The following is a 21,798-nucleotide window of genomic DNA, read 5'->3' on the forward strand; positions in this document are numbered from 1 at the left end:
TGCATGTATTAGGCACGCCGCCAGCGTTCGTCCTGAGCCAGGATCAAACTCTCCATAAAAAGTTTGAATAGCTCTTAAAATAAATCTAGAATTAACGTTGACGTGTTTGTCTTGTTTTGTTCAGTTTTCAAGGTTCAAATAGATTGTAAGCGCTTCGTTTCTCCCTGAAGCGACCTTTTAATCTTATCAAGTTGTCATCCCTTTGTCAACAACTTTTTTTCATTTTATCAGGTCGCCACTGACCGTTTTGCTGTCGTTCAGCGGCGACTTAACTACTATATCAAGCCTTATAAAAGAAGTCAACACAAATTGATATTTTAATATAATTATTTTTTAACCCTGTAATACCTATGGTAAATCCCCTGCCCTTTGGTTTCCACATCAACCACCTCGATGAAGCCCTTATCCGTCAGATACTCGATCATCATGCTCAGATCCACAGAATAATGTTTGGCTCCTTCATTATTCAAGAGTTCCTGGAATGTCCAATACTCTTTTTGCTCCAGTATACTGATGAGGTGCTCTGAAGCTACCTTCATCCTCGAATGGATAAGGAATTCACTTGCCAGGAAAAGAAGCTCCAGACGCTTGTCGATTTCCTCATCACTCGTCACCAGCTCTTCATACAGCTTGTAAATTTCCGGTTCAATCTGCTTGACCTGATTCCACACGGTCACTTCAGGATGGAATCCATGCTCGATGACAGAGAGCCTTGCAAGATGATGAAGGGAATGGACAATATGATTATAGGCATCAAGGTAATGTTTACTCTCGAAGAATACCTTTCCATCCATATATCGTCTGATCAGTTTGGCAAACTCGAGACCCATTTTGATTTTCCTTCCATAGAAAGGGAAGTCCCTCAGTTCGATCTTCAGATTCTGGATGAACTCATTCCGATCAAATAATACTTTCCCATTGAAAATCCAGTCGATGACTTTACGGTTGGAACCAAGCAGGATCCATTCCCGGAGCTTTTCCTCCGTCACCACGTGCAGGGCTGCTTTTTGATCTTTATAGGAATAATGCTTGATGAAGACAGGCTCTTCCGCCTCCTTCACCACAAGGAACAGGACGATATCAAAGGTATCGGTCAGGGGGCTGAATTTGTTACTCTGTTCTACCAACAGGGCGCCCAGCGTATTGGGGTGACTGGTACGCTCCTGGTATATCGGTCTTAAAATGTCTTCCATTGCTTACTCCTCCACATCAATCATTGGTTGGTAACTATTTCGACATGAACACTGGATTTCCTTCTGTAATTATAGTCATTTTTCGACAAACGTCATTCCCGTCCCACGTTCCATCCTGATTATGGTATAGTATTTTTTTAGGAGGGGGATGGAGATGGCAAAGAAGTATTCTAGCAAAATCAATAAAATCCGGACCTTTGCGTTAAGCTTGGTTTTCATCGGATTCATCATTATGTATGTAGGTATCTATTTTAGACAGCACCCGTGGGTCATGACAACCTTCATGCTATTGGGGTTTCTGTCAATCATCGGAAGTACGGTCGTCTACTTCTGGATCGGCATGCTCTCGACGAAGGCCGTCCAAGTGACGTGTCCCAATTGCGGGAAGGTCACGAAGGTGCTCGGGCGTGTCGATATGTGCATGTATTGCAATGAGCCGCTTACGTTGGATCCGAAGCTTGAAGGCGAAGAGTTCAACGAAGACTATAATAAAAAACGCAGCCGATAGGGACCTTAACTGGCCCCTATCTTTTTTTATAATGCGCAACAAAAAAGAATGGTCCGGTTGGGCCATTCTTAATGGGTTTCTTTGTTGATTTTACTGCATTCAGGACAAGTTCCGTAAATCTCCATGCGATGACTGTTAACCTTGAATCCCGTCACGTGAGAGGCGAGATGCTCCACTTCATCGAGTCCCGGGTAGTGGAAATCGACAATCTTTCCGCAGCTATCGCAGATGACATGATAGTGTTCCGTGGTGACAAAATCAAAGCGGCTGGACGCATCCCCGTAGGTAAGTTCCTTTACCAGTCCGACTTCACGGAAGACCCGAAGATTGTTATAGACGGTTGCCACACTCATATTAGGGAATTTTCCTTCAAGGGCTTTGTATATGTCATCAGCAGTCGGATGAGCCATTGATTCAATGAGAAACTCTAATATCGCATGACGTTGAGGAGTTATTCGCACTCCCGTTTCCTTCAATGTCGAGATCGCTTCTTTCAATTGGCTTTCGTCAGACATCGTCATGCACCTCTTTTCATAAAAATTATTAGTTTATAATCTTTATAAATAGTGTACTAATGGAGCCGCCGATTGTCAATCCATGCCACCATCAACCATGCAAATTTTTCTCTTCCTCACCCATCTGCTGGTTGATGTATCTCCCTGCCACGAACAGATAATCAGACAAGCGGTTCAAATAGGATAGAACGAGAGGATTGACCGGTTCATCGATACCTACCGCTTCCCGCTCAGCCCTTCTCACAATCGTCCTCGCAGTGTGGAAAGCAGCTCCTGATGGATGGCCACCGGGCAGGATGAAATTCGTCAGCGGAGTAAGCGTCCCATCGAGGGCGTCAATCTGTTCTTCAAGTTCTTTCACATGCTCCTCCTCCAGCTTCCATTTCACTTCCTTGCCCTCGGGGGTGGCAAGCTCTGCCCCTACGTGGAACAGGATCGTCTGCACTTTGTGAAGGAAGGCCTCGAATGAGTCTTTCCCTTCGAAGAATTCATTTTTTATATGGCTTAGTGCCAGTCCAAGCATGGAATTTGCTTCATCGCATGTTCCATATGCTTCTACACGCTGATCCTTTTTGGACACTCTGGTACCGTATATAAGGGATGTCGATCCTTTATCCCCGGTCTTTGTATAAATTTTCACCTTAATAACCCCTTTCAGTATCAATGATATTGATAAGCTCTTCACCATTATGATATGCAAGCAGATTGGTTTTAAATATGGAGAGCGCTCTCGGCATATAGTGTTCCGTTATGCTCGACACATGAGGTGTGATGGTGATCGACTCCTCTTCCCAGAACGGATGATCTGCAGGCAGGGGTTCATCCTTGAATACATCCAGGTAGATCTTCTCAACCAGGTGATCCCCGGCAGCACGGAGGAGTACTTCCTCCTCTACTAGATCGCCCCTCCCGATATTGATGAAGGCGGCGCTCTCTTTCATGGCTTTGAAGTGATCGATTGTCAACAGGGAGCGGGTCTCCTTCGTACTTGGAAGGACCGAAACGATATAGTCAGCAGATCCAAGGACCTTATCCATCCCTTCAAAGGTGTACATCTCATCGAAATGGTCTTTTGCCTCACCGGATGAATTGATGCCGATCACCTTCATCCCGAATGCTTTTGACAGCCTGGCGACCTCCCCTCCGATCGCTCCGGCACCGAGAACGAGGAGCACATGATCATGAAGCTCCGCTGAGCCGATCCGACGCGACCACGTCTTCTCTTTCTCCTGCTCACCGATGACAGGGAATTTCTTCGCATGCTGCAGCATCAGGCCCAATGTAAACTCGGCCATGGGGATCTTATGGATCCCCCTTGCATTTGTCACCATGATCCCTCTTTCACGGATGGAATCGAACGGCATCTTCTCCAAGCCGGCAGACGTTACCATGATCCACTTCAACTGCTGGCAATTTTCAAGAATTTCAGGGGTCAAGTCCTCCCCCATTGTTACAGCAATTTGGGCCTCAGCCAGTATTTCCCCAGCTTCCTTCACATTTTTGCAGAAGTGAAATTGCTGATCAGGAAATTCACGCTTCAGCTCCACACGGAAATCTTCTTTCGGCTCATATGTAAATACAACATCCATCGCGACACCCACACTCCTTTCTCCCATTTTATCACACTGCCATACAGCCCTCTAATCTCAAGCGGCAAAAAAAGAGGGCGGTCATCGACCGGCCCTGTCTATGGGAGACTGACTTATTTGAGGAGGTTGCCCTACTCTTACTATATGTACCTGCAGTAAAAGTGAATGGACAAACGCCTCTGAAAGGAAAAATATGCGATTTCTCTTCAGGAAAGATGCTCTTCGATGTATTGAAGGGCCTCTTCCACATGTCCCTTCACCTTCACCTTCCTCCACTCCTTGGAGAGTCTGCCTTCTTTATCGATGATAAAAGTGGAGCGTTCGATACCCATGTATTCTTTTCCGAAGTTCTTCTTGAGCTTCCAGGCTCCGTATGCCTCAGCCACCTGATGATCTTCATCCACAAGAAGCTGGAATGGAAGGCCATGTTTCTCAATGAACTTTTCATGGCGTTCGGCCGGATCGGGGCTTACACCGATGATGACCGCATCAAGCTCTTCAAAATTCTCATGATGGTCTCGGAAGTCACAAGCCTCTGTCGTACATCCCGGTGTCATATCTTTCGGATAAAAATAGAGCACAACATTCTTGCCTCTGTAATCGGATAGTTTCACTGTTTCACCATTATTCGCCTTCAGTTCGAATTCCGGTGCCTTTTGACCAACTGTCATCCTTTGATCCCTCCATATATTTGATTACCGATAGCGTAACCAAAACAGGGATAAAACTCAACTTATTCGATCATCTTTTGGCCTCATGAAGCTTTTAACCACAAAGGCAGCCGGTACGGTATAGCCCAGCCACGATTCTATGAGGGCGACACCCCGACCGACCCCGACCGGCGTAACGTCACCGTATCCAAGAGAGAAGAGCGTCACGCCGCTGAAGTAGATGCTCGTGAAGAAATGTTCAATGAAGGTACCACTGATGGGGGCACCATCTTCCACCAGGATCTGTACCCCCTCAAGATCGAGAAGAAGGTAAATGGCACCGAAACCGATCATGATGGTCAGGTAGCACATCCCCAGAAAGAAAAAATGGTGCAGGGAAAAAACGTGGTCCTTTTTCCCACTGGGAGTGAAAAGAGCCCATACGCTCATCATCATGCAAAGAAAGATCATTGATCCGATCACATACAGCATCCGCATCCCTCATCCATGAGCTTGTCTTCTAATATGTACGCATCCTTCGGCGAAAACATTCTCATATCCAGTATTCCCCTATTTGCTAAACCCTGTGGCACAGTACTACAATAGAGAAGGAAGTTTCAAAGAATACTAGGAGGTTACCATGCAATTTTCTAAATCAGAATCATTACATACAGAAGCCCTGGAACATATCGTCGGTGGCGTGAACAGCCCATCACGCTCGTATAAAGCAGTCGGCGGCGGGTCTCCCGTCGCGATGGAACGCGGAGAAGGGGCATATTTCTGGGACGTCGACGGGAATAAGTACATTGACTACCTTGCTGCCTACGGTCCGATCATTACGGGACACGCTCATCCCCACGTGACAGAAGCCATTAAAACCGCTGCGGAGAACGGGGTGCTATACGGTACGCCGACTCGCCATGAAGTCAAGTTTGCGAAAATGATCAAAGAAGCGATGCCTTATATGGATAAAGTGCGTTTCGTCAACTCCGGTACAGAAGCCGTCATGACGACCATCCGCGTTGCACGTGCCTACACCGGTAAAGATAAAGTCATCAAGTTCGCGGGCTGTTACCACGGACATTCCGACCTTGTCCTTGTGGCAGCAGGTTCAGGTCCGTCCACGCTTGGTACTCCGGATTCAGCAGGTGTCCCGAAAAGCATCGCCCAGGAAGTGATCACTGTTCCATTCAATGAAATCGGACCTTTCAAAGAAGCGATGGAAAAATGGGGCGACCAGATCGCAGCCGTTCTTGTCGAGCCGATTGTAGGAAACTTCGGGATCGTCGAGCCGAAGGAAGGCTTCCTCGAAGCCATCAATGATATCGCTCACGAAGCCGGCTCCCTTGTGATCTATGATGAAGTCATCACGGCATTCCGCTTCATGTACGGAGGAGCTCAGGACCTTCTCAAAGTGAAGCCCGACCTGACCGCACTCGGAAAGATCATCGGAGGAGGACTTCCGATCGGTGCCTACGGCGGTAAAAAAGAGATCATGGAGCAAGTGGCTCCACTCGGACCTGCTTATCAGGCTGGAACGATGGCCGGCAATCCGGCATCGATCCTGTCGGGAATCGCCTGCCTTGAAGTACTCCAGGAACAAGGTGTGTACGAAAAGCTTGATGCACTCGGCGCCAAGCTTGAAGAGGGAATCCTCGCAGCAGCCAAGAAACACGGTACACCGATTTCCATCAACCGCCTTAAAGGAGCTTTGACCCTCTACTTCACTGAAGAAACTGTAGAGAACTATGAGCAGGCAGAAGCCACAGACGGGGAAATGTTCGCCAGGTTCTTCAAACTTATGCTGAATCAGGGGATCAATCTTGCACCATCGAAATACGAAGCATGGTTCTTGACCACTGCCCACACAGAAGAAGATATCGATGCGACACTCGTTGCCGTCGATAAAGCCTTCTCGCAGCTTTGATCTTACCGGCCCGCCTCTTGCCAGAGACGGGCTTTTTAAATTACGCCACCCATGATAATCCCCTCTGCTTCTTCATATACTAAAGAGCCAAACACCCGTTTAATCTCCTTTTCAAAGTGGTACTAACCCTAGTAAGAAAACCCTTGTGATAACAGGCAGCAACCTTCTGAAAGAAATTGAAATTGCCTATTGATATTGTACTGAAGTACCTGTATAGTACAGTATTGTTTATTGAAAAAGTCAAGAATGGAAAGGATCTATATACATGAAATTTGGTGCCCGCATCCTCAAGACGGGGATTGCGATCGTTTTGGCTCTCCTTATCTCAGAAATACTGAAACTGCCTGCCCCTGTGTTCGCCGGGATTGCAGCAGTATTCGCCGTACAGCCGACGATCTACCGCTCATACCTGACCATCATTGAGCAGGTCCAGGCAAACCTGGTCGGCGCCGGGATCGCCGTGATCTTTGTATTGATTTTCGGCAGCAGCCCTCTTGTGGTCGGCCTTGCGGTCATTATCGCCATCGCCATCATTTTGAAACTGAAACTGCAAAACACCATCGGCCTTGCTCTTGTCACACTCATCGCCATCATGGAGGTCACCGATCAGGACTTTATAACATTTGCACTCATCCGTTTTTCTACGATTTTGATTGGGGTATTCTCCTCTTTCATCATCAACCTGATCTTCCTGCCACCAAAGTATGAGACAAAGCTTTTCCACCGGGTTTCGGATTCAACAGAAGAGATCCTGAAGTGGATCAGGCTAAGCACAAGGCACGCAACCGAATTCCACCTTGTAAAAAAAGATCTGGAGCGTATCAAAGAAAAGCTCATCAAGGTTGATCAGCTTTATCTGCTGTACAAAGAAGAGCGTGAATACTTCAAGCGGAACACGATTGTCAGAAGCCGTAAGCTTGTTATCTTCAGGCAGATGATTTCCTCCACGTACCGCAGCTTTGAAGTGTTAAAAAGGTTAAACCGCTATGAAAACGAAATCTACCAGCTTCCCGATGAACTCCGGGGTGTCATCAAGGCTCAGCTCGATTGTCTCCTGACCTATCATGAACAATTACACCTGAAGTTCATTGGCAAGATGCATCCCCAAGCTGAATCGGAAGCACAGCAGGATGTTTGCCTTCACCGAAAAGAATTGATGACCATCATGCTGGAGGAAGTCAAGCAGCACACCAAAAACGACGATATCCATAATTTCCACCTGCTTCATATCTTCTCTGCCATCTTTGAATACGATGAAAACCTTGAGCATCTGGAGCGATTGATCACAAGCTTCCAGTCGTATCACAAAGAAGATAACGAAGTGTCCATCTCGGAAGAAGAAGAAGTATAAAATAAAGAAGGAGCCGATGCTGTCGGCTCCTTCTTTTTTGTCAATTTTTCATTTTTGGATCTAGTGCATCCCTGAGACCATCGCCCATGAGATTGAATCCGAGGACCGTCAGCATGATGGCAAGTCCCGGAAAGATCATCGTCCAAGGCGCCTGCAGCATGAACGTTCGGGCATCGGCGAGCATCTTTCCCCACTCCGGTTGAGGAGCCTGCGCGCCCAAACCTAGGAAACCAAGGGCTGCCGCCTCGATGATGGCCGTAGCAATGGCAAGGGTCCCCTGAACAATGATCGGGGCCATGCTGTTCGGAAGGATATGATGCAGCAGGATCCGGTTATCCTTCATTCCGATTGCCTTTGCCGCCATCACATACTCTTCCTGCTTAACGCTCAGCACCCTTGATCGGACAAGCCTTCCGAAGTTCGGTATATTGATGATGGCAATGGCGATAAGGGCATTCCTCAAGGATGGTCCGAGTGCCGCAACGACGGCGATGGCCAGGAGGATACTAGGGAATGCGAGCATGATATCAAAAATCCTGGAGATGATCGTATCAACCCAGCGCCCATAATAACCTGCAACAATCCCCAGCAGGCTCCCTGCTACGGCGGAACCGATGACAGCAAAGAATCCGACCCATAGGGAAATCCTTGCGCCGTGGATGATCCTTGAAAGAATATCACGACCGAAATCATCCGTTCCGAACCAGTGCTCGGAGGATGGTGCCTGCAGCCTTTTCGCCAGATTCTGCTCGTTGATCCCCTGAGGGGCAATCAGCGGGGCCGCTATTGCAAGAATAACGAAGAACAGAACGATGAAAAGACCGATCAGGGCTATTTTATTCTTTCGGAAGCTCTTCCACGCCTCCTTCCATGGGGAAACATGTTCCTCATGAAGGGCAGGATTGAGTTCTTTTTGCGGTTCTGCTATTTCTGCCATGAGAGTTCACCTCTTCCTGTAGATGCTAGTTATATTTAATGCGCGGATCAACTGCCGCATAAAGGAGGTCCACGATGAGATTGATGGTGACAAAGATCATGGCGACCACCAGGATCCCTGATTGAATGACGGGGTAATCCCGATAGGCTATTGCATCGTAAATATAGCGGCCGATTCCTGGCCATCCAAAGATTGTTTCCGTCAGGATCGCTCCCCCGAGAAGGAGACCCATCTGTAGCCCGATGACGGTCAGGACCGGAATGATGGCATTCTTCAAAGAATGCTTGTACACAACCCAGAACATCTTCAATCCTTTAGCCCGTGCCGTCCGGATATAATCAGATCTCATGACTTCGAGCATACTGGACCTCGTCATCCGTGCAATGATAGCCATGGGAATAGTCGCAAGGGCAATCCCCGGAAGGATAAGATGCTTGAAGACATCACCGAATTGATCAAATCTCCCTTGTATCAGGGTGTCGAGCAAATAAAAGTTCGTAATCGACGAAACAGGATTCCGGACATTTTCCCGGCCAGATGTAGGAAGCCAGTCAAGCTGAATCCCGAAAACCCACTGCTCCATCAACCCAAGCCAGAAGATCGGAAGCGATACCCCGATCAAAGCGAGGATCATGGCTGTGTAATCAAACCATGAGTTTTGGAACCACGCACTGATGATACCTGCATTGACACCAATGACAACAGCAATGATCATGGCCACTATGGCCAGTTCAGCAGTGGCTGCAAGATACGGCCAGATTTCCGATGAAACCTCTGTCTTCGTTCTGAGGGAATTACCAAGATCACCTGTAAGGAGACCTTTTAAATAGTCAAAATATTGAACATACCAGGCGGTATCAAGTCCAAGCTGATTCCTCAGCTGCTCGATGGCTTCCTTCGAGGCCTGCTGCCCAAGAATGACCTGTGCCGGATCACCAGGAATGGCACGGATGATGAAGAATACAATCAACGTCATTCCCAACAGAACCGGAATCAGCTGCAATAATCTTCGGATGGTGTATTGAAACATCAGTGTTCACCTCTTTTTTAAAAGGAATGGTTGCTATGTTCGATGCTTTTCTTTCTTGTCCAGCTCCGGCGGGTTGGCCCTCGAGGTCATAAGCCTGAATTCCAAAAAGGCAAAGAACGCCTTTCCGGATTTCTGTCTTATGCTTGTCGGGCCAGATCGACCCGCCTCCGCTTTTCTATGTACAAAGGGGAGAGCTTTTGGCGTCTCCCCTTTGGTGGTGATGAATTATTCGATGTCTACTGCTCCTAGGAAGTCGGATCCAGTTGGATGCGGCTTGAAGTTCTTGACTTTGTTGCTGCCCGCTAGAAGTGGTGTCGAGTGGGCAAGCGGTACCCAAGGGGCATCTTCATGGATGATTTCCTGGGCTTTCTTGTACATCTCGTTACGTTTGTCTTGATCGGTTTCCGATTGGGCATCGATCAGGAGCTTGTGTAGCTCGTCATTGCTGTAGTACGTATAGTTGTTGCTTCCGATGTTGTCTTTATCGAGAAGAACATAAAGGAAGTTATCGGCATCTCCGTTATCACCGGTCCAACCAAGTAGGAAGGCATCGGCTTCACCTTTACGGGCTTTTTCAAGATACGTTGCCCACTCATAGGATACGATGTTGGCTTTGACTCCGATTTTTTCAAGGTCGGCCTGGATGGCTTCTGCCACCTTTTGACCATCAGGCATATACGGACGCGGTACTGGCATCGCCCACAGATCCAGCTCGAAACCGTCTTCAAGACCAGCTTCCTTCAACAGTTCCTTCGCTTTTTCAGGATCGTACTCATACCCTTCGAGCTCATCGTTATAACCCGCTACGACCGGTGGCATAGGGTTTTTGGCAATTTCAGCTTTCCCTTCGAAGAAAGCGTCGATGATCGATTGCTTATTGATGGCATAGTTGATAGCCTGACGCACTTTCGGATTGTCGAACGGCTTGCGTGTAGAAGTCAAACCGAGGTATCCGACGTTCATGGACGGACGTTCAAAGATCTGCAAGTCAGCATTGCTCTCGACTTGGCCTGCATCACTTGGATTGATTCCATCGGCAAGATCGATTTCCCCGGAAATCAGGGCGTTCAATCGAGCAGAGTTCTCAGGGATGGCGCGGAATACCACTTCATCCAATTTAGGTTGATCCTGTTGCCAGTAATCTTCATTTTTCACCAGGACGATTTTGTCGTTACGCTTCCACTCTTTGAATTTGAATGGACCTGTTCCTGCATCCACCGGGTTTTCTCCGAGCTTATCACCTTGTTCGTCAATTGCTTTCGGGCTGACGATGGCAAACGGGCTCATGGCAATGTTTTTAAGGAAAGGAGCCTGCGGGCGTTTCAGTTTGAATTCGACGGTTTTCTCGTCAACAGCTTTCACTTCCTCGATGACGTGCCCTTCGTCACCTTTGAATCCACCGAACATGGATTTATAGTAATAAAACGCTTCCTCATTTCCGTTCATCCAGCGATCGAAGTTCTTTACGACCGCATCTGCATTGAAGTCCGTTCCGTCTTGGAACTTCACTCCTTCACGAAGGTTGAACGTATAGGTCAACCCATCGTCAGAAACCTTCCACTCCTCTGCAAGACCGGGATTCGGTTCTGTATCCTGTTCCCCGAACTCGATGAGCGTTTCGAAGATATTCTTTGTAACCTTGAATGATTCTCCGTCAGTTACCACTGCCGGATCTAGTGCAACGGAATCACCGCCACGTCCGAATATCAATTGTTTCGGACTGCCGTTATCCTTGTCTCCCCCGCCTTCGCCGGATGAACCTTCGGATCCGCATCCGTAAAGCACTGTGGATACGAGCAGGATCATCAGCATGATCATTGACCAACCTTTTCTCTTCAAACAAATCCCCTCCTGTGGTTTATATATACGTTATACCGCCCGCCTAATAAAGATGGCAGGCAACATAATGCCCTGGTTGCTGTTCCTTGAACTCAGGAACCTTTTGCTTGCATATCTCCGTTGCATGCGGACATCTTGTGTGGAACGTGCATCCGCTCGGAGGATTGGAAGGACTCGGGATATCCCCTTGTAAAAGGATGGTTTCCCTTTTAAACTCCGGATCCGGAATCGGCACTGCCGACAGAAGCGCCTGCGTATACGGGTGCATCGGCTTATCGTAGAGGGCTTCACTGGTGCTGAGTTCCACCATCCTGCCGAGGTACATGACGCCGACCCGGTCACTGATATGCCTGACGACGCCAAGATCATGCGCAATGAATATATAGGTGAGTCCGAATTCTTTTTGTAGATCCTGCATGAGGTTCAGCACCTGTGATTGGATGGATACATCGAGGGCTGACACGGGCTCGTCTGCAATGATGAGCTTCGGACGCGTCATGAGGGCCCTCGCTATCCCGATCCGCTGCCTCTGTCCCCCACTGAACTGATGGGGATACCGCTTTGCATGATAGCTGCTCAATCCTACAATTTCGAGAAGCTCCCTCACCCTTTGGCGCCTTTCTTTCTGAGACCCGATCCCGTGGACCTTGAGGGGCTCTTCCAGGATTTGTTCCACTGTGTGCCTTGGATTCAGAGAGGCATACGGGTCCTGGAAGACCATTTGGATCTCCCTTCTCATCTTCCGCATTTCGGAGTTTGATAGACTCGTAAGCTCCCGGTCCTGAAACGTCACTTTCCCATCGGTCGGATCGATCAATCGCATGAGCATCCTTCCGGTTGTGGATTTCCCACAGCCGCTTTCCCCGACTATTCCCAGGGTCTCCCCCTTATTGACGGTGAATGATACGCCGTCAACCGCTTTGACCGAGCTGATTTGTCTCCCCAGCAGCCCCCCGGTGATGGGGAAGTGTTTCTGGAGATTCTCAACCTTCAGCAATGGTTCCGTCATAAACTCCCTCCTCCGCTCCATCGAATAGGAAGCATCTTGTGCAATGTCCTTTGGATGTTTCATATAGTTCAGGGGTTTCAACCAGACAGCGATCGAAGGCCGCTTCACATCTGGCAGCGAATCGACATCCGGTCTTGATCGATCCCGGTCTCGGCACGCTGCCTTTGATTGAATGGAGACGCTGCTGCTTCATCCTCATGTCGGGGACCGATTGGATCAGCCCCTTTGTGTAAGGGTGCTGAGGATTTTTGAAGATTTCTTCCACTGTCCCCTCTTCAACCACTTTCCCAGAGTACATGACCACGACACGCTCACATGTTTCGGCTACGACGCCAAGATCATGGGTGATCAGGAGGACAGCCGTATTCAATTCCTTATTTAGATTTTTCATCAGCTTCAGGATCTGCGCTTGGATGGTCACATCAAGGGCTGTGGTCGGCTCGTCTGCAATGAGGACATTGGGATCGCATACCATGGCCATGGCGATCATGACCCGTTGACGCATTCCCCCCGATAGTTGATGAGGATATTCCTTCACCAGTTCTTCTGCCCTTGGCAGGCCGACCTTCCCTAGCATTTCAACGGCTTTTTGAAGTGCATCTTTTTTACTGATTTTCATATGTATACGGATGGATTCCGTCAATTGGTCTCCTATTGTAAAAACAGGATTCAGGGATGTCATCGGCTCCTGAAAGATCATGGCGACTTCATTCCCTCTGATTTCCCTCATTCGCTTGTCGGATGCCTTAGTTAATTCTTCCCCCTTATAGAGGATCTTCCCTCCCGTGATTTTACCTGGTGGTGAGGGAATTAGTCCCATGACCGAAAGGGATGTGACGCTCTTACCGCATCCACTTTCTCCTACCACCCCGAGGATCTCGCCTTCATTCACATGAAAACTTACCCCATCGACTGCCGGAACCTCTCCATCATCAGTGAAAAAGGAGGTCCTCAAGTCTTCTACCTGCAATAAAGGACGTGCTTTCCCCATCAAACCTCTCCCTTTCCGTTATCTAAAAAATCTTTATTTTCTAATTTTATCTGTTTCTTATTATACAAGATGCTACAAATGTTGCAATCTATTTTCAGAATTTTTATTCTTAATAGACAATTATACTCTTTCTCACTATATGCCGTTTGTCCTAGATCATTCCTTCACCCATAGAGGGAAATACTCCCAGTTTATCGCCACAAAAAAGCCGGTGAAGAAACATCCGTTTCTTCACCGGCTTACTATTAATTATCTAGTTGTTGAACTTGGAACAGTCTGTAATAATGATCCTGTTTCTTCATTAATTCCTCATGGGTACCCATCTCAGCAATTTCACCGTTTTCCATATGGATGATGCGATCTGCATGAGTTATCGTTGATAGGCGGTGGGCAACGATGAAAGTCGTCCTGTCTTTGGCCAGCATCTCCAAGGATTCCTGAATGAGATGTTCACTCTCAAGATCGAGGGCGGAGGTTGCCTCGTCCAAGATCAAGATCGGTGGATTCTTCAAGAATACCCTGGCAATGGCCACCCTCTGCTTTTGACCCCCGGAAAGTTTCACACCGCGTTCCCCGACTTTCGTATCGTAGCCTTCCGGCAGCTTCATGATGAAGTCATGGGCATTGGCTGCTTTGGCAGCCTCGATCACATCTTCATCCGTTGCATCCGGATTACCGAATTTGATATTCATCTTGACCGATTCACTGAAAAGGATGTTGTCCTGAAGAACCATGCCGATTTTATCCCTGAGCGTCCTTACCTGGAACCTTCTGATATCCGTGCCATCAAGTAGTATGCTCCCTTCGGAGACGTCATAGAACCTGGGGATCAAGCTGACAAGGGAGGATTTACCCCCTCCGCTCATTCCGACAAGGGCGACCGTTTCACCTGAATGAATATCCAGGTTCAGGTTGCTCAGCACCGTTTCTTCTTCCTCCTCGTACTTAAATGATACCTGATCGAACTTGATGTCCCCTTTTACAGTCGTACATGGAATGGCTCCGGGTTCATCGTCGATATCGTATTTTTCATCCATGAATTCAAACACCCTGTCCATGGACGCAATGGACTGTGTGAGGGTCGTAGAAGAGTTCACCAGTCTCCTCAGCGGACTATAGAGACGGTCGATATAGGCGACAAATGCGGCCATCGTCCCAATGGTCAAGTCTCCTTGGATGACCTGATACCCGGCATACCCGATGATGATGAGCGGTGATATGTCTGTAATCGTATTGACGACGGCAAATGCTTTCGCATTCCAGCTCGTCTGATCCAATGCCTTCTGCAGGAAGTTCTTATTCTGACTGCGGAAAGCGGTTTGCTCGTGATCTTCCACGGCAAAGCTCTTGATTACCGGCATTCCCTGGACCCGTTCATGTAGATGGCTCTGTACTTCTGCAAGGGCCTGTGACCTGTCCCGCGTAAGACCACGGAGACGCCCGAAGAAATAGCGTACTGAAAGGGCATAGAACGGAAAGGCAATCAATGATACGAAGGTCAGTGATACGTCCATGGTGAACATGATGGCCACGGCGATCAAGATCGTGGCAAGATCCAGCCAGAGGTTCATCAGGCCCGTCATGACGAAGTTTTTTGTCTGCTCCACGTCATTGATGACCCTGGAGATGACTTCTCCTGCACGCGTGTTCGAGTAATACTTGAAACTGAGCTTCTGTATGTGAGAGAAAAGCTGGTCCCTGATATCATAGAGGATTTTGTTCCCTGTCCACTGTGCGAAGTATTGGCGGTAATATTCAACAGGCGGACGAATGATCAGAAAGACCACAACCATGATCCCCATCACAAGGAGAAGATGGTTCGTCTTCTCACCGGCCGACAGGGAGGTATTCCCTACTACATCATCAATGACATATTTGATGAGCACCGGAATGAGAAGCGGAATTGCGAATTTGATGATTCCTATAATGAGCGTACCTATGATTTGCCAGCGGTAAGGCTTTACAAACTGCAGGTACCGTTTGATACTGTCCACTTCAAAACTCCTTTCATTCTGACCATGAAAAAGGGATGACCCCGTTGATCGAGAAGCCATGGGCGGATCGGATTGAATCCGGCGGCTCTCGGAAAGGGTCAGCCCTCCTATCGGTTACTACTTCCTTTATCCTCTGTGCATTAAATAGCGCTCGTACCAAATATCGATGAAATCAGGGGCAAACGGTCCCTTCCGCTGCCTGATCCATCTGACGAGCTTGTCCACATTCCTTTGCAAAATGTGATCGATAACATCGGGATAACCGTACAACTTGCGATGGGCATCATACTCATCTTCATCCAAGAGCGTATAGGTCATATCAGGGTACACCTTGATATCAAGATCATAATCGATATACTTGATCGCTTCGTGATCGTACACGAACGGGGAGCTCAGATTGCAATAATAATAAATACCGTCTTCCCGGATCATGCAGATGATATTGAACCATAATTCTGAATGAAAGTAGCAAATTGCAGGCTCTCGGGTCATCCACGTCCTGCCGTCGGACTCCGTCACCATCGTCCGGTCGTTTCCACCGATGATCATATTGCTCGTCCCTTTCAGGATGGTTGTCTCATTCCATATACGGTGGATGTTTCCATCATGCTTGAAGCTATGTATTTGTACTGAATGCCCTTCTGTGGGAACCGCCATTTTCTACCCTTCTTTCCTTCGGATTGCACGTATAAATAAAAGTCTATTCTATTATTATAACGTTTCCTTCCGAAATTTAAAACAAAAGGGCTACCCATTGGGAAAATACATTCGCTGGGCGCCCATGTCCTTCATTCATCTTATCCCTTAAAGGGGTACTTCCTGTTCTTTTTTATACGAGCGGATGACTTCATCTGTCTGCTCCTGGAATACTTTTTGAATGTCTTTCAATTCACATTTCTTCAGTTCGATTTCTTTTTTCAGTGACTCGGCAAGAGCCAGCTCTTCAAGCTCGACCAGTTCCTTTTCAAGCTCTTGACAGCGCTCGATTTCGGATTGAAGGAAGAGCAGCTTGTCCATCGTTTCCAGCTGCTCATGAATCAGTTCATTGAATAACTCCTGCATAGCCCATCCACTCCCTGTTAAAGACTCTCTACACAGATTCTCCTTTCAAACGGTAATCCCTTTGACTTTTCCTGTCCCTTTCCCACCAGTTTTGTCGAAGGGAAAATGAAAAAGCACCCGGAAGGATTCCGGATGCTTTTCATTGGTCATGGAATAGCTCTATGCTATTTCAGACATTATTTTTGTTTCTTTTGAGCTGATTGTTGGTTTTGCTTTCTTACTTCAGCAGCGTTTGTCTCAGAAGCAAATTCAGTTCCGTATTGTTGTTGACCGGATTGAGCTTTGCTAGCCGATTGTTGGTTTTGTTTTTTCACTTCTTGAGCGTTTGTCTCAGAAGCAAATTCGTTGTTGTAGTTGTTTTTCTTTGCCATTGTAATCACCTCCACGCTTATTAAGATAACCAAGGGTGGAGGTGACTATTCGATTTTTTTTCGAAAAAAATCAGGTCAGACGAGAAGAGATCGTCCGCCGTCGACAATGATCGTTTGTCCCCTGATCATAGACGAATCATCCGACACTAGGAACATGACGGACTTCACGAGGTCGTCAATTTCGACCATTCTTCCAGCAGGGGTATTCTGACGGGCATCTTCAAGAAGCTCTTCGCGATTAGGGAAATGCTTGAGTGCATCCGTATCAATCGCCCCCCCTGATACGGCATTCACGATAATATTCCTTGGCGCAAGCTCGACAGCCAGATAACGGGTCAATGCTTCAACCGCTGCCTTTGAGACGCCAACGGTCGTGTAGTTATCAAGGTAGCGGATCGAACCGAGGGAGCTGATGCTGACGATCCTTCCGCCGTCATCCATCAACTTTGCCGCTTCCTGGGCACAGAAAAGGAGCGCTTTGCTGTTGATGTTCATCGTCCAGTCCCAATGGGATTCTTCCAGTTCCATCACGGGGCGCAGCACCCCGGAGGCCGCATTGCTGATGAGAACATCCAATCGCCCGAATTCATCCTTGATTTGTTCGAACATGGCCTTGATTTTATCGACATCCCCGACATTAGCACGAACGATGAACGCCTTTCGCCCCAGCTTCTCAATCTGTTCAGCCGTCTCGAGGGCTCCCTTCTTACTGCGTGCGTAGTTGACGACGATATCGTATCCTTTTTCAGCAAGCTGGATGGCGATTTCCCTTCCCAATCCACGACTGCTTCCCGTTACCAATGCTACTTTTTGATTCATGTTCATCTTCCTTCCTTACCCCCTGTATATTCGTCCTTCATTCATCCAAACTAAGGACAGGAGGGATCATTAATGTATGTAGGTAGAGATATGACCGAACTTTCCATGGTACCAAAGAGTGATTGGAAGGAATCCGAACTTGCATTCTTCCATCACTCACTACAACAAATAGTACCTTATTTGAACAGTGAAGGACAATCCATCCATCGTGAAATCATCAAAGAGATCGAGTCACGCGGGGGCCTGTCCCATCACGAAGCCACTTATACCAATGGAACAAAGGTCAGTTATGATTAGGGGCGAACTTGCCCCTTTTCAAGCTGTGAGCTGACTTCCTTCCATATCTTTTGATGAGATACGGGAAATGCATATTTTTCAAGCTCTTCGGGTGTGACCGCAATAAGATCGCCATATGAGTCATGATCTTCAACAGCCCCAACGAATACATCGATATCCCATATGATGTGTGAGAAGATATGTTGGAAGGTCGAAGCTATTTCCCTTTTTAACGCACTCTCCACCCCATATACTTCAATGAGGCTTTCATGGAGCTGTTCACGGATGTGACCGGTACTTCCGACTTCAAAGTTCGGGAACTCCCACAAATTCGCAAGAAGTCCAGTGCCGGGACGCTTATGAATCAGAACCTTTCCATCCGTGTTGAAAAGCACGGCTGCTGCCATATTGAGCTTACGGGCACTTTTCTTTTTTGATTTGATGGGAAGTTCAGATTGGACCCCTTCTTCAAATGCATGACAATGCTCCCTAACAGGACAGAGCAGGCATGAAGGGGACGTCGGCGTACAGATCAACGCACCAAGCTCCATCAGTGCCTGATTGAAGTAAGAAGGGTTTTCTTCAGAAATGAGGGCACGTACCGCTTCTTCGAATACCTTTCGCGATGAAGGCTTGGAAATATCGAGCCAGATCGATAATATGCGCGAGAAGACCCTCATGACATTGCCATCCACTGCCGGTTCGGGTTTCCCGTAAGCAATACTGAGAATGGCCCCAGCCGTATAGGGCCCTACCCCCTTCAGGGTGGCGATTTCTTTCGGATCATCTGGAACGATCCCTCCGTATGAGTCCCTCACCTCACGGACCGCTGCCTGCAGATTCCTCACGCGTGAATAATACCCTAGCCCTTCCCAGGCTTTCAGGATTTCTTCTTCATCGGCAGACGCAAGAGCATCTATCGTAGGAAATTTTCCGATAAATCGGTTAAAATAAGGTATGACCGTATCGACACGGGTCTGCTGGAGCATGATTTCCGATACCCACACTTTATAGGGGTCCTGATCCTTCCTCCATGGAAGATCCCGCTGCTCATTGGTAAACCAGGAGATCAGGTCCTCCCGAAACGCTTCCCGGTCAATGGAATGGAGATTCTTTAATGGTTCATCTATCACTTTTGTCCCTCCAGGATGTTATTTGGTACTCGATATAGGGAATAATCCCTGTAAGCAGGGCGATCTTTCCCTCCTGCTACAATGAATTATCACAAAACTGTAATCATTCTTACCTTGAAATTCACACCCATTAACCATATCATGTTCAGAAACGATTCGCGACACAAAACATGCGAGCCAAGGAGGACTTACTTTTGGATACAGGTACACATATCGTCATGGGGTTTGCAATCGGGGGGCTTGCGACGCTGGACCCGGTCGTGGCGGAAAATGCCTCAACCGCGCACAGCGTATTGATCGCTGCCGTCATCGGCTCCCAGATCCCCGATGTCGATACCATACTTAAACTCCGGAACAATGCCGTTTACATCAGGCATCACCGGGGCATCACCCATAGCATACCCGCTGTCATCCTGTGGCCACTCCTGATCGTCGCCTGCCTGTACCCATTCTTCCCGGGTGCCAATCTGCTTCATCTTTGGTTATGGACCTTTTTCGCCGTCTTTCTCCACGTGTTTGTGGATATCTTCAATGCGTACGGCACCCAGGCCATCCGGCCGATTTCATCGAAATGGGTGGCTCTCGGGGTCATCAACACGTTCGACCCCATCATTTTCGGTATCCACATCGTCGGATTGATCCTCTGGGCCGTTGGCTTTCCGCCCGGCCAGACGTTCCTTGTGATGTATGCGGTCATTATCGGATACTACCTCCTGCGCTTCATCGTGCAGAGAACGGTCAAAAACGCAGTCAAAAGAAGGATCCCCAATGCCGAACGGATCATCGTCTCCCCGACGATCCGATTCTTCCAGTGGAGGCTGGCCGTACTGACCAAACATCACTACTATGTGGCACGTGCCTATAGGAGATCCATCACGATCTACGATGAGTTCAAGCGGGTTCCGATACCGGATATTCCGGTCATGAACGCTGCCCGGAAAGATAAAAATCTGGCCGCATTCCTGTCCTTTTCCCCGATTTACCGTTGGGAAATGGATGAATACGATGACCACTTTGAAGTCAGATTCATCGATTTACGGTACCGTAACAACGGACACTACCCATTTGTTGCTCTCGTGCAGCTCGATAAAGATCTGCACATCGTGAGTTCTTATACGGGTTGGGTGTTCAGCGAAGAGAAACTACGCCAGAAGGTGGATATCAATATAATCATCGATTGAATGACGAAAGGGACGGCCAATTGGCTGTCCCTTTTGATTTTCCACTTGATCAGTGGACCGTATGATCTCCGTCATCAAGCAAATGACTGTATTTCGGATTACTCGCTGCGAAATCATGCACATTCGTTCCGTACGTCGCAATCCATTGCCTTACGACCTTTTCAGTGACTTCTTTTCCTTTATATTCATAACCAGCCTTGGCATAAGTCGTTTCAAAGTCTTCCCAAACAAGCTCAACCCAGGTCCTGGCCTTTTCATACGTCAGTTTGGAATTTTCATCCATGAGAAGCTGTGTCAGTTCGTGAAAAATCGATTCCATTATCCACCCTCCTTTTCCAGTGACAGTAACGTGTTTTCTATCTGAAAAATCATCATACTATAGATGTGGCATCGTCCACAAACAATCCACCCTTTAAGGAGGCAGTCACATGCGCAATAAGACAACAGGGTTCCCGAATGAACACGGCAATAAATTCGAAGGAGAACCCCGTGCCAAAGCGGAATATGCATCCAAAAGGGCGGATGGCACCATCAATACCCACCCTCAAGAACGAATGAAGGCTTCAAATAATCGAAAGCACGATTCACTCTAGAGCAGGGGGAATAGTTGATGAAATTCAATCGAGATTACAACAGTCCATTTAAAAAGGCATTCTACAATCCGAAGCATGCCCATGCACAGGCAAATGGACAAACAACCCAGACACAGAATCTGATCATCCTTGAGCGCGATACTAAAAAGCGCACATAACATGTTGCCCGTTCCCTTTGCGGAATGGGCTTCACTTTTTCTTATCCGGGGCAAGCAATGAAATCGGCAATGCCTCTTCTTCCCCATTTCCGCCGAGGCGGTAACCCCAGGCAAACACTCCATTCAGATAGTCGACCTTGAAGTATACACCGGGATCTCCTTCGATCCCGTAAACCCCACCGGATTCATAATCAGCAGGATTCCTTAAATAAGCCTGAGCCATCAGCGTCTTACGCTCCAACACCGCAAACTCATTCACAATGCCCAGCTGCTCAGCCTTGCGTGCCTTCTCCCTCAACGAAGCAATCTCCTGATTCAACTCATGCTCCGTCATCTCACTATAACGTCTCTCCTGATCCATTTCCTCACTCCTCCCTACTATTGTAGTATAAGGAAAATGGTATAATAAGAAAAGCGCAGGCGGGTTGGGCTGACCCGACAAGCATAAGGCGAGGAACCCGGAAAGGCGTTCTGTGCCTTTTTGGGTTTCTTGACTTATGACCTCGAGGGGCAACCCGCCGGAGCTGGATAATAAGAAAAGCGCAGGCGGGTTGGGCTGACAAGCATAAGGCGAGGAACCTGGAAAGGCGTTCTGTGCCTTTTTGGGATCATAGACTTATGACCTCGAGGGGCAACCCGCCGCAGCTAGCCAAAAGAAAAGCGCAGACATCC

At 47.9% G+C, this 21,798-nt stretch carries 26 protein-coding genes and 1 rRNA gene; 7 read left to right on the forward strand and 20 right to left on the reverse strand.

Translation table 11 applies throughout. The features are described 5' to 3' along the window. Positions 1 to 59, reverse strand: a 16S ribosomal RNA gene (locus AF331_RS09895); the annotation flags it as partial. A 267-nt stretch (positions 60 to 326) separates the two neighbouring features. Continuing rightward, positions 327 to 1,193, reverse strand: a complete 867-nt coding sequence (locus tag AF331_RS09900; protein ID WP_053427988.1) for a nucleotidyltransferase-like protein — start codon at positions 1,191 to 1,193, stop codon at positions 327 to 329. A gap of 154 nt (positions 1,194 to 1,347) precedes the next feature. Between AF331_RS09900 and AF331_RS09905 the strand changes: the two genes are divergently transcribed. Beyond that, positions 1,348 to 1,701: a YgzB family protein gene (locus AF331_RS09905; RefSeq protein ID WP_048007783.1), complete on the forward strand. Its 354-nt coding sequence runs from the start codon at positions 1,348 to 1,350 to the stop codon at positions 1,699 to 1,701. A 68-nt stretch (positions 1,702 to 1,769) separates the two neighbouring features. Here the strand turns inward: AF331_RS09905 and perR are convergent, their stop codons facing one another. The 5 genes from perR to AF331_RS09930 form a co-directional block, all read right to left on the reverse strand. Then, positions 1,770 to 2,222, reverse strand: coding sequence for a peroxide-responsive transcriptional repressor PerR (gene perR, locus AF331_RS09910; RefSeq protein ID WP_048007782.1), 453 nt, complete (start codon positions 2,220 to 2,222; stop codon positions 1,770 to 1,772). An 85-nt stretch (positions 2,223 to 2,307) separates the two neighbouring features. Then, positions 2,308 to 2,856 carry a cob(I)yrinic acid a,c-diamide adenosyltransferase gene (locus AF331_RS09915; RefSeq protein WP_053427989.1) on the reverse strand — a complete coding sequence of 183 codons (549 nt, stop codon included), beginning with the start codon at positions 2,854 to 2,856 and terminating at the stop codon, positions 2,308 to 2,310. A 1-nt stretch (position 2,857) separates the two neighbouring features. Further along, a complete protein-coding gene (locus AF331_RS09920; protein ID WP_235576364.1) occupies positions 2,858 to 3,817 on the reverse strand; it encodes a D-2-hydroxyacid dehydrogenase in 960 nt (319 codons plus the stop codon). A gap of 194 nt (positions 3,818 to 4,011) precedes the next feature. Beyond that, entirely contained in the window at positions 4,012 to 4,476 is a 465-nt protein-coding gene (bcp, locus tag AF331_RS09925; protein WP_053427991.1) for a thioredoxin-dependent thiol peroxidase, read from the reverse strand. A gap of 57 nt (positions 4,477 to 4,533) precedes the next feature. After that, complete coding sequence (locus AF331_RS09930) at positions 4,534 to 4,947, reverse strand: ion channel (protein ID WP_053427992.1); 414 nt, start codon at positions 4,945 to 4,947, stop codon at positions 4,534 to 4,536. A 148-nt stretch (positions 4,948 to 5,095) separates the two neighbouring features. Here AF331_RS09930 and AF331_RS09935 point away from each other — a divergent pair, with 148 nt between their 5' ends. Both AF331_RS09935 and AF331_RS09940 read left to right on the forward strand, forming a co-directional pair. Beyond that, positions 5,096 to 6,382 carry a glutamate-1-semialdehyde 2,1-aminomutase gene (locus AF331_RS09935; RefSeq protein ID WP_053427993.1) on the forward strand — a complete coding sequence of 429 codons (1,287 nt, stop codon included), beginning with the start codon at positions 5,096 to 5,098 and terminating at the stop codon, positions 6,380 to 6,382. 265 nt (positions 6,383 to 6,647) lie between these two features. Then, a complete protein-coding gene (locus tag AF331_RS09940; protein ID WP_053427994.1) occupies positions 6,648 to 7,733 on the forward strand; it encodes an FUSC family protein in 1,086 nt (361 codons plus the stop codon). 40 nt (positions 7,734 to 7,773) lie between these two features. Here the strand turns inward: AF331_RS09940 and nikC are convergent, their stop codons facing one another. The 10 genes from nikC to fabL form a co-directional block, all read right to left on the reverse strand. Then, complete coding sequence (gene nikC / locus AF331_RS09945) at positions 7,774 to 8,670, reverse strand: nickel transporter permease (RefSeq protein ID WP_053427995.1); 897 nt, start codon at positions 8,668 to 8,670, stop codon at positions 7,774 to 7,776. Positions 8,671 to 8,695: 25 nt separating this feature from the next. Beyond that, positions 8,696 to 9,700 (reverse strand): ABC transporter permease, encoded by a 1,005-nt coding sequence (locus AF331_RS09950; RefSeq protein ID WP_053427996.1) that lies wholly within the window; start codon positions 9,698 to 9,700, stop codon positions 8,696 to 8,698. A gap of 225 nt (positions 9,701 to 9,925) precedes the next feature. Then, entirely contained in the window at positions 9,926 to 11,518 is a 1,593-nt protein-coding gene (locus tag AF331_RS09955; protein ID WP_053428919.1) for an ABC transporter substrate-binding protein, read from the reverse strand. A gap of 64 nt (positions 11,519 to 11,582) precedes the next feature. Then, positions 11,583 to 12,548 carry an ABC transporter ATP-binding protein gene (locus AF331_RS09960; RefSeq protein WP_048012505.1) on the reverse strand — a complete coding sequence of 322 codons (966 nt, stop codon included), beginning with the start codon at positions 12,546 to 12,548 and terminating at the stop codon, positions 11,583 to 11,585. Beyond that, complete coding sequence (locus AF331_RS09965; RefSeq protein ID WP_053427997.1) at positions 12,523 to 13,539, reverse strand: ABC transporter ATP-binding protein; 1,017 nt, start codon at positions 13,537 to 13,539, stop codon at positions 12,523 to 12,525. Before AF331_RS09965 ends, AF331_RS09960 begins: the two co-directional genes overlap by 26 nt. Positions 13,540 to 13,784: 245 nt before the next feature. Next, positions 13,785 to 15,533: an ABC transporter ATP-binding protein gene (locus AF331_RS09970; RefSeq protein WP_053427998.1), complete on the reverse strand. Its 1,749-nt coding sequence runs from the start codon at positions 15,531 to 15,533 to the stop codon at positions 13,785 to 13,787. Between the two features lie 126 nt (positions 15,534 to 15,659). Further along, positions 15,660 to 16,190, reverse strand: coding sequence for a nucleoside tri-diphosphate phosphatase (gene ntdP / locus AF331_RS09975; RefSeq protein ID WP_053427999.1), 531 nt, complete (start codon positions 16,188 to 16,190; stop codon positions 15,660 to 15,662). Between the two features lie 147 nt (positions 16,191 to 16,337). Further along, positions 16,338 to 16,595: a YgaB family protein gene (locus AF331_RS09980; RefSeq protein WP_053428000.1), complete on the reverse strand. Its 258-nt coding sequence runs from the start codon at positions 16,593 to 16,595 to the stop codon at positions 16,338 to 16,340. A gap of 176 nt (positions 16,596 to 16,771) precedes the next feature. Continuing rightward, the gene (locus AF331_RS09985; RefSeq protein ID WP_048012507.1) at positions 16,772 to 16,966 is read right to left on the reverse strand and encodes a gamma-type small acid-soluble spore protein; all 195 of its coding nucleotides are present in this window, start codon (positions 16,964 to 16,966) and stop codon (positions 16,772 to 16,774) included. A 75-nt stretch (positions 16,967 to 17,041) separates the two neighbouring features. Beyond that, entirely contained in the window at positions 17,042 to 17,785 is a 744-nt protein-coding gene (fabL, locus tag AF331_RS09990) for an enoyl-[acyl-carrier-protein] reductase FabL (RefSeq protein WP_053428920.1), read from the reverse strand. A 72-nt stretch (positions 17,786 to 17,857) separates the two neighbouring features. On the opposite strand from fabL, the gene AF331_RS09995 reads away from it, so the two are divergent. Beyond that, entirely contained in the window at positions 17,858 to 18,082 is a 225-nt protein-coding gene (locus tag AF331_RS09995) for a hypothetical protein (RefSeq protein ID WP_048012508.1), read from the forward strand. Here AF331_RS09995 and mutY read toward each other — a convergent pair. Continuing rightward, entirely contained in the window at positions 18,079 to 19,191 is a 1,113-nt protein-coding gene (mutY, locus tag AF331_RS10000; RefSeq protein WP_053428921.1) for an A/G-specific adenine glycosylase, read from the reverse strand. The two genes, AF331_RS09995 and mutY, sit on opposite strands and share 4 nt — an antisense overlap. 197 nt (positions 19,192 to 19,388) lie before the next feature. Here mutY and AF331_RS10005 point away from each other — a divergent pair, with 197 nt between their 5' ends. Continuing rightward, on the forward strand, positions 19,389 to 20,375 hold the full coding sequence (locus AF331_RS10005) for a metal-dependent hydrolase (protein ID WP_053428001.1): 987 nt from the start codon (positions 19,389 to 19,391) through the stop codon (positions 20,373 to 20,375). Positions 20,376 to 20,424: 49 nt separating this feature from the next. Here AF331_RS10005 and AF331_RS10010 read toward each other — a convergent pair whose 3' ends face one another. Continuing rightward, positions 20,425 to 20,694 (reverse strand): YfhJ family protein, encoded by a 270-nt coding sequence (locus tag AF331_RS10010; protein ID WP_048007764.1) that lies wholly within the window; start codon positions 20,692 to 20,694, stop codon positions 20,425 to 20,427. A gap of 109 nt (positions 20,695 to 20,803) precedes the next feature. Between AF331_RS10010 and AF331_RS10015 the strand changes: the two genes are divergently transcribed. Beyond that, positions 20,804 to 20,968: a small, acid-soluble spore protein K gene (locus AF331_RS10015; RefSeq protein WP_053428002.1), complete on the forward strand. Its 165-nt coding sequence runs from the start codon at positions 20,804 to 20,806 to the stop codon at positions 20,966 to 20,968. Between the two features lie 17 nt (positions 20,969 to 20,985). Continuing rightward, positions 20,986 to 21,126: a YpzG family protein gene (locus tag AF331_RS21840; RefSeq protein ID WP_079515360.1), complete on the forward strand. Its 141-nt coding sequence runs from the start codon at positions 20,986 to 20,988 to the stop codon at positions 21,124 to 21,126. 31 nt (positions 21,127 to 21,157) lie between these two features. Here the strand turns inward: AF331_RS21840 and AF331_RS10020 are convergent, their stop codons facing one another. Then, on the reverse strand, positions 21,158 to 21,487 hold the full coding sequence (locus tag AF331_RS10020; protein WP_053428003.1) for a YfhH family protein: 330 nt from the start codon (positions 21,485 to 21,487) through the stop codon (positions 21,158 to 21,160). Between the last annotated feature and the right edge of the window lie 311 nt (positions 21,488 to 21,798).

Origin of the sequence: Rossellomorea marisflavi (assembly GCF_001274775.1) — a bacterium.
Classification (GTDB): Bacteria; Bacillota; Bacilli; order Bacillales; family Bacillaceae_B; genus Rossellomorea; species Rossellomorea marisflavi.

Excerpts from the sequence above, each read along its gene's own strand:
- AF331_RS09900 (WP_053427988.1), bottom strand. The coding sequence starts at position 1,193 with ATGGAAGACATTTTAAGACCGATATACCAGGAGCGTACCAGTCACCCC.
- AF331_RS09905 (WP_048007783.1), top strand. The coding sequence starts at position 1,348 with ATGGCAAAGAAGTATTCTAGCAAAATCAATAAAATCCGGACCTTTGCG.
- perR (WP_048007782.1), bottom strand. The coding sequence starts at position 2,222 with ATGACGATGTCTGACGAAAGCCAATTGAAAGAAGCGATCTCGACATTG.
- bcp (WP_053427991.1), bottom strand. The coding sequence starts at position 4,476 with ATGACAGTTGGTCAAAAGGCACCGGAATTCGAACTGAAGGCGAATAAT.
- AF331_RS09930 (WP_053427992.1), bottom strand. The coding sequence starts at position 4,947 with ATGCTGTATGTGATCGGATCAATGATCTTTCTTTGCATGATGATGAGC.
- AF331_RS09935 (WP_053427993.1), top strand. The coding sequence starts at position 5,096 with ATGCAATTTTCTAAATCAGAATCATTACATACAGAAGCCCTGGAACAT.
- AF331_RS09940 (WP_053427994.1), top strand. The coding sequence starts at position 6,648 with ATGAAATTTGGTGCCCGCATCCTCAAGACGGGGATTGCGATCGTTTTG.
- nikC (WP_053427995.1), bottom strand. The coding sequence starts at position 8,670 with ATGGCAGAAATAGCAGAACCGCAAAAAGAACTCAATCCTGCCCTTCAT.
- AF331_RS09950 (WP_053427996.1), bottom strand. The coding sequence starts at position 9,700 with ATGTTTCAATACACCATCCGAAGATTATTGCAGCTGATTCCGGTTCTG.
- AF331_RS09955 (WP_053428919.1), bottom strand. The coding sequence starts at position 11,518 with ATGATCATGCTGATGATCCTGCTCGTATCCACAGTGCTTTACGGATGC.
- AF331_RS09960 (WP_048012505.1), bottom strand. The coding sequence starts at position 12,548 with ATGACGGAACCATTGCTGAAGGTTGAGAATCTCCAGAAACACTTCCCC.
- AF331_RS09965 (WP_053427997.1), bottom strand. The coding sequence starts at position 13,539 with ATGGGGAAAGCACGTCCTTTATTGCAGGTAGAAGACTTGAGGACCTCC.
- ntdP (WP_053427999.1), bottom strand. The coding sequence starts at position 16,190 with ATGGCGGTTCCCACAGAAGGGCATTCAGTACAAATACATAGCTTCAAG.
- AF331_RS09980 (WP_053428000.1), bottom strand. The coding sequence starts at position 16,595 with ATGCAGGAGTTATTCAATGAACTGATTCATGAGCAGCTGGAAACGATG.
- AF331_RS09985 (WP_048012507.1), bottom strand. The coding sequence starts at position 16,966 with ATGGCAAAGAAAAACAACTACAACAACGAATTTGCTTCTGAGACAAAC.
- fabL (WP_053428920.1), bottom strand. The coding sequence starts at position 17,785 with ATGAATCAAAAAGTAGCATTGGTAACGGGAAGCAGTCGTGGATTGGGA.
- AF331_RS09995 (WP_048012508.1), top strand. The coding sequence starts at position 17,858 with ATGTATGTAGGTAGAGATATGACCGAACTTTCCATGGTACCAAAGAGT.
- AF331_RS10010 (WP_048007764.1), bottom strand. The coding sequence starts at position 20,694 with ATGGAATCGATTTTTCACGAACTGACACAGCTTCTCATGGATGAAAAT.
- AF331_RS10015 (WP_053428002.1), top strand. The coding sequence starts at position 20,804 with ATGCGCAATAAGACAACAGGGTTCCCGAATGAACACGGCAATAAATTC.
- AF331_RS21840 (WP_079515360.1), top strand. The coding sequence starts at position 20,986 with ATGAAATTCAATCGAGATTACAACAGTCCATTTAAAAAGGCATTCTAC.
- AF331_RS10020 (WP_053428003.1), bottom strand. The coding sequence starts at position 21,487 with ATGGATCAGGAGAGACGTTATAGTGAGATGACGGAGCATGAGTTGAAT.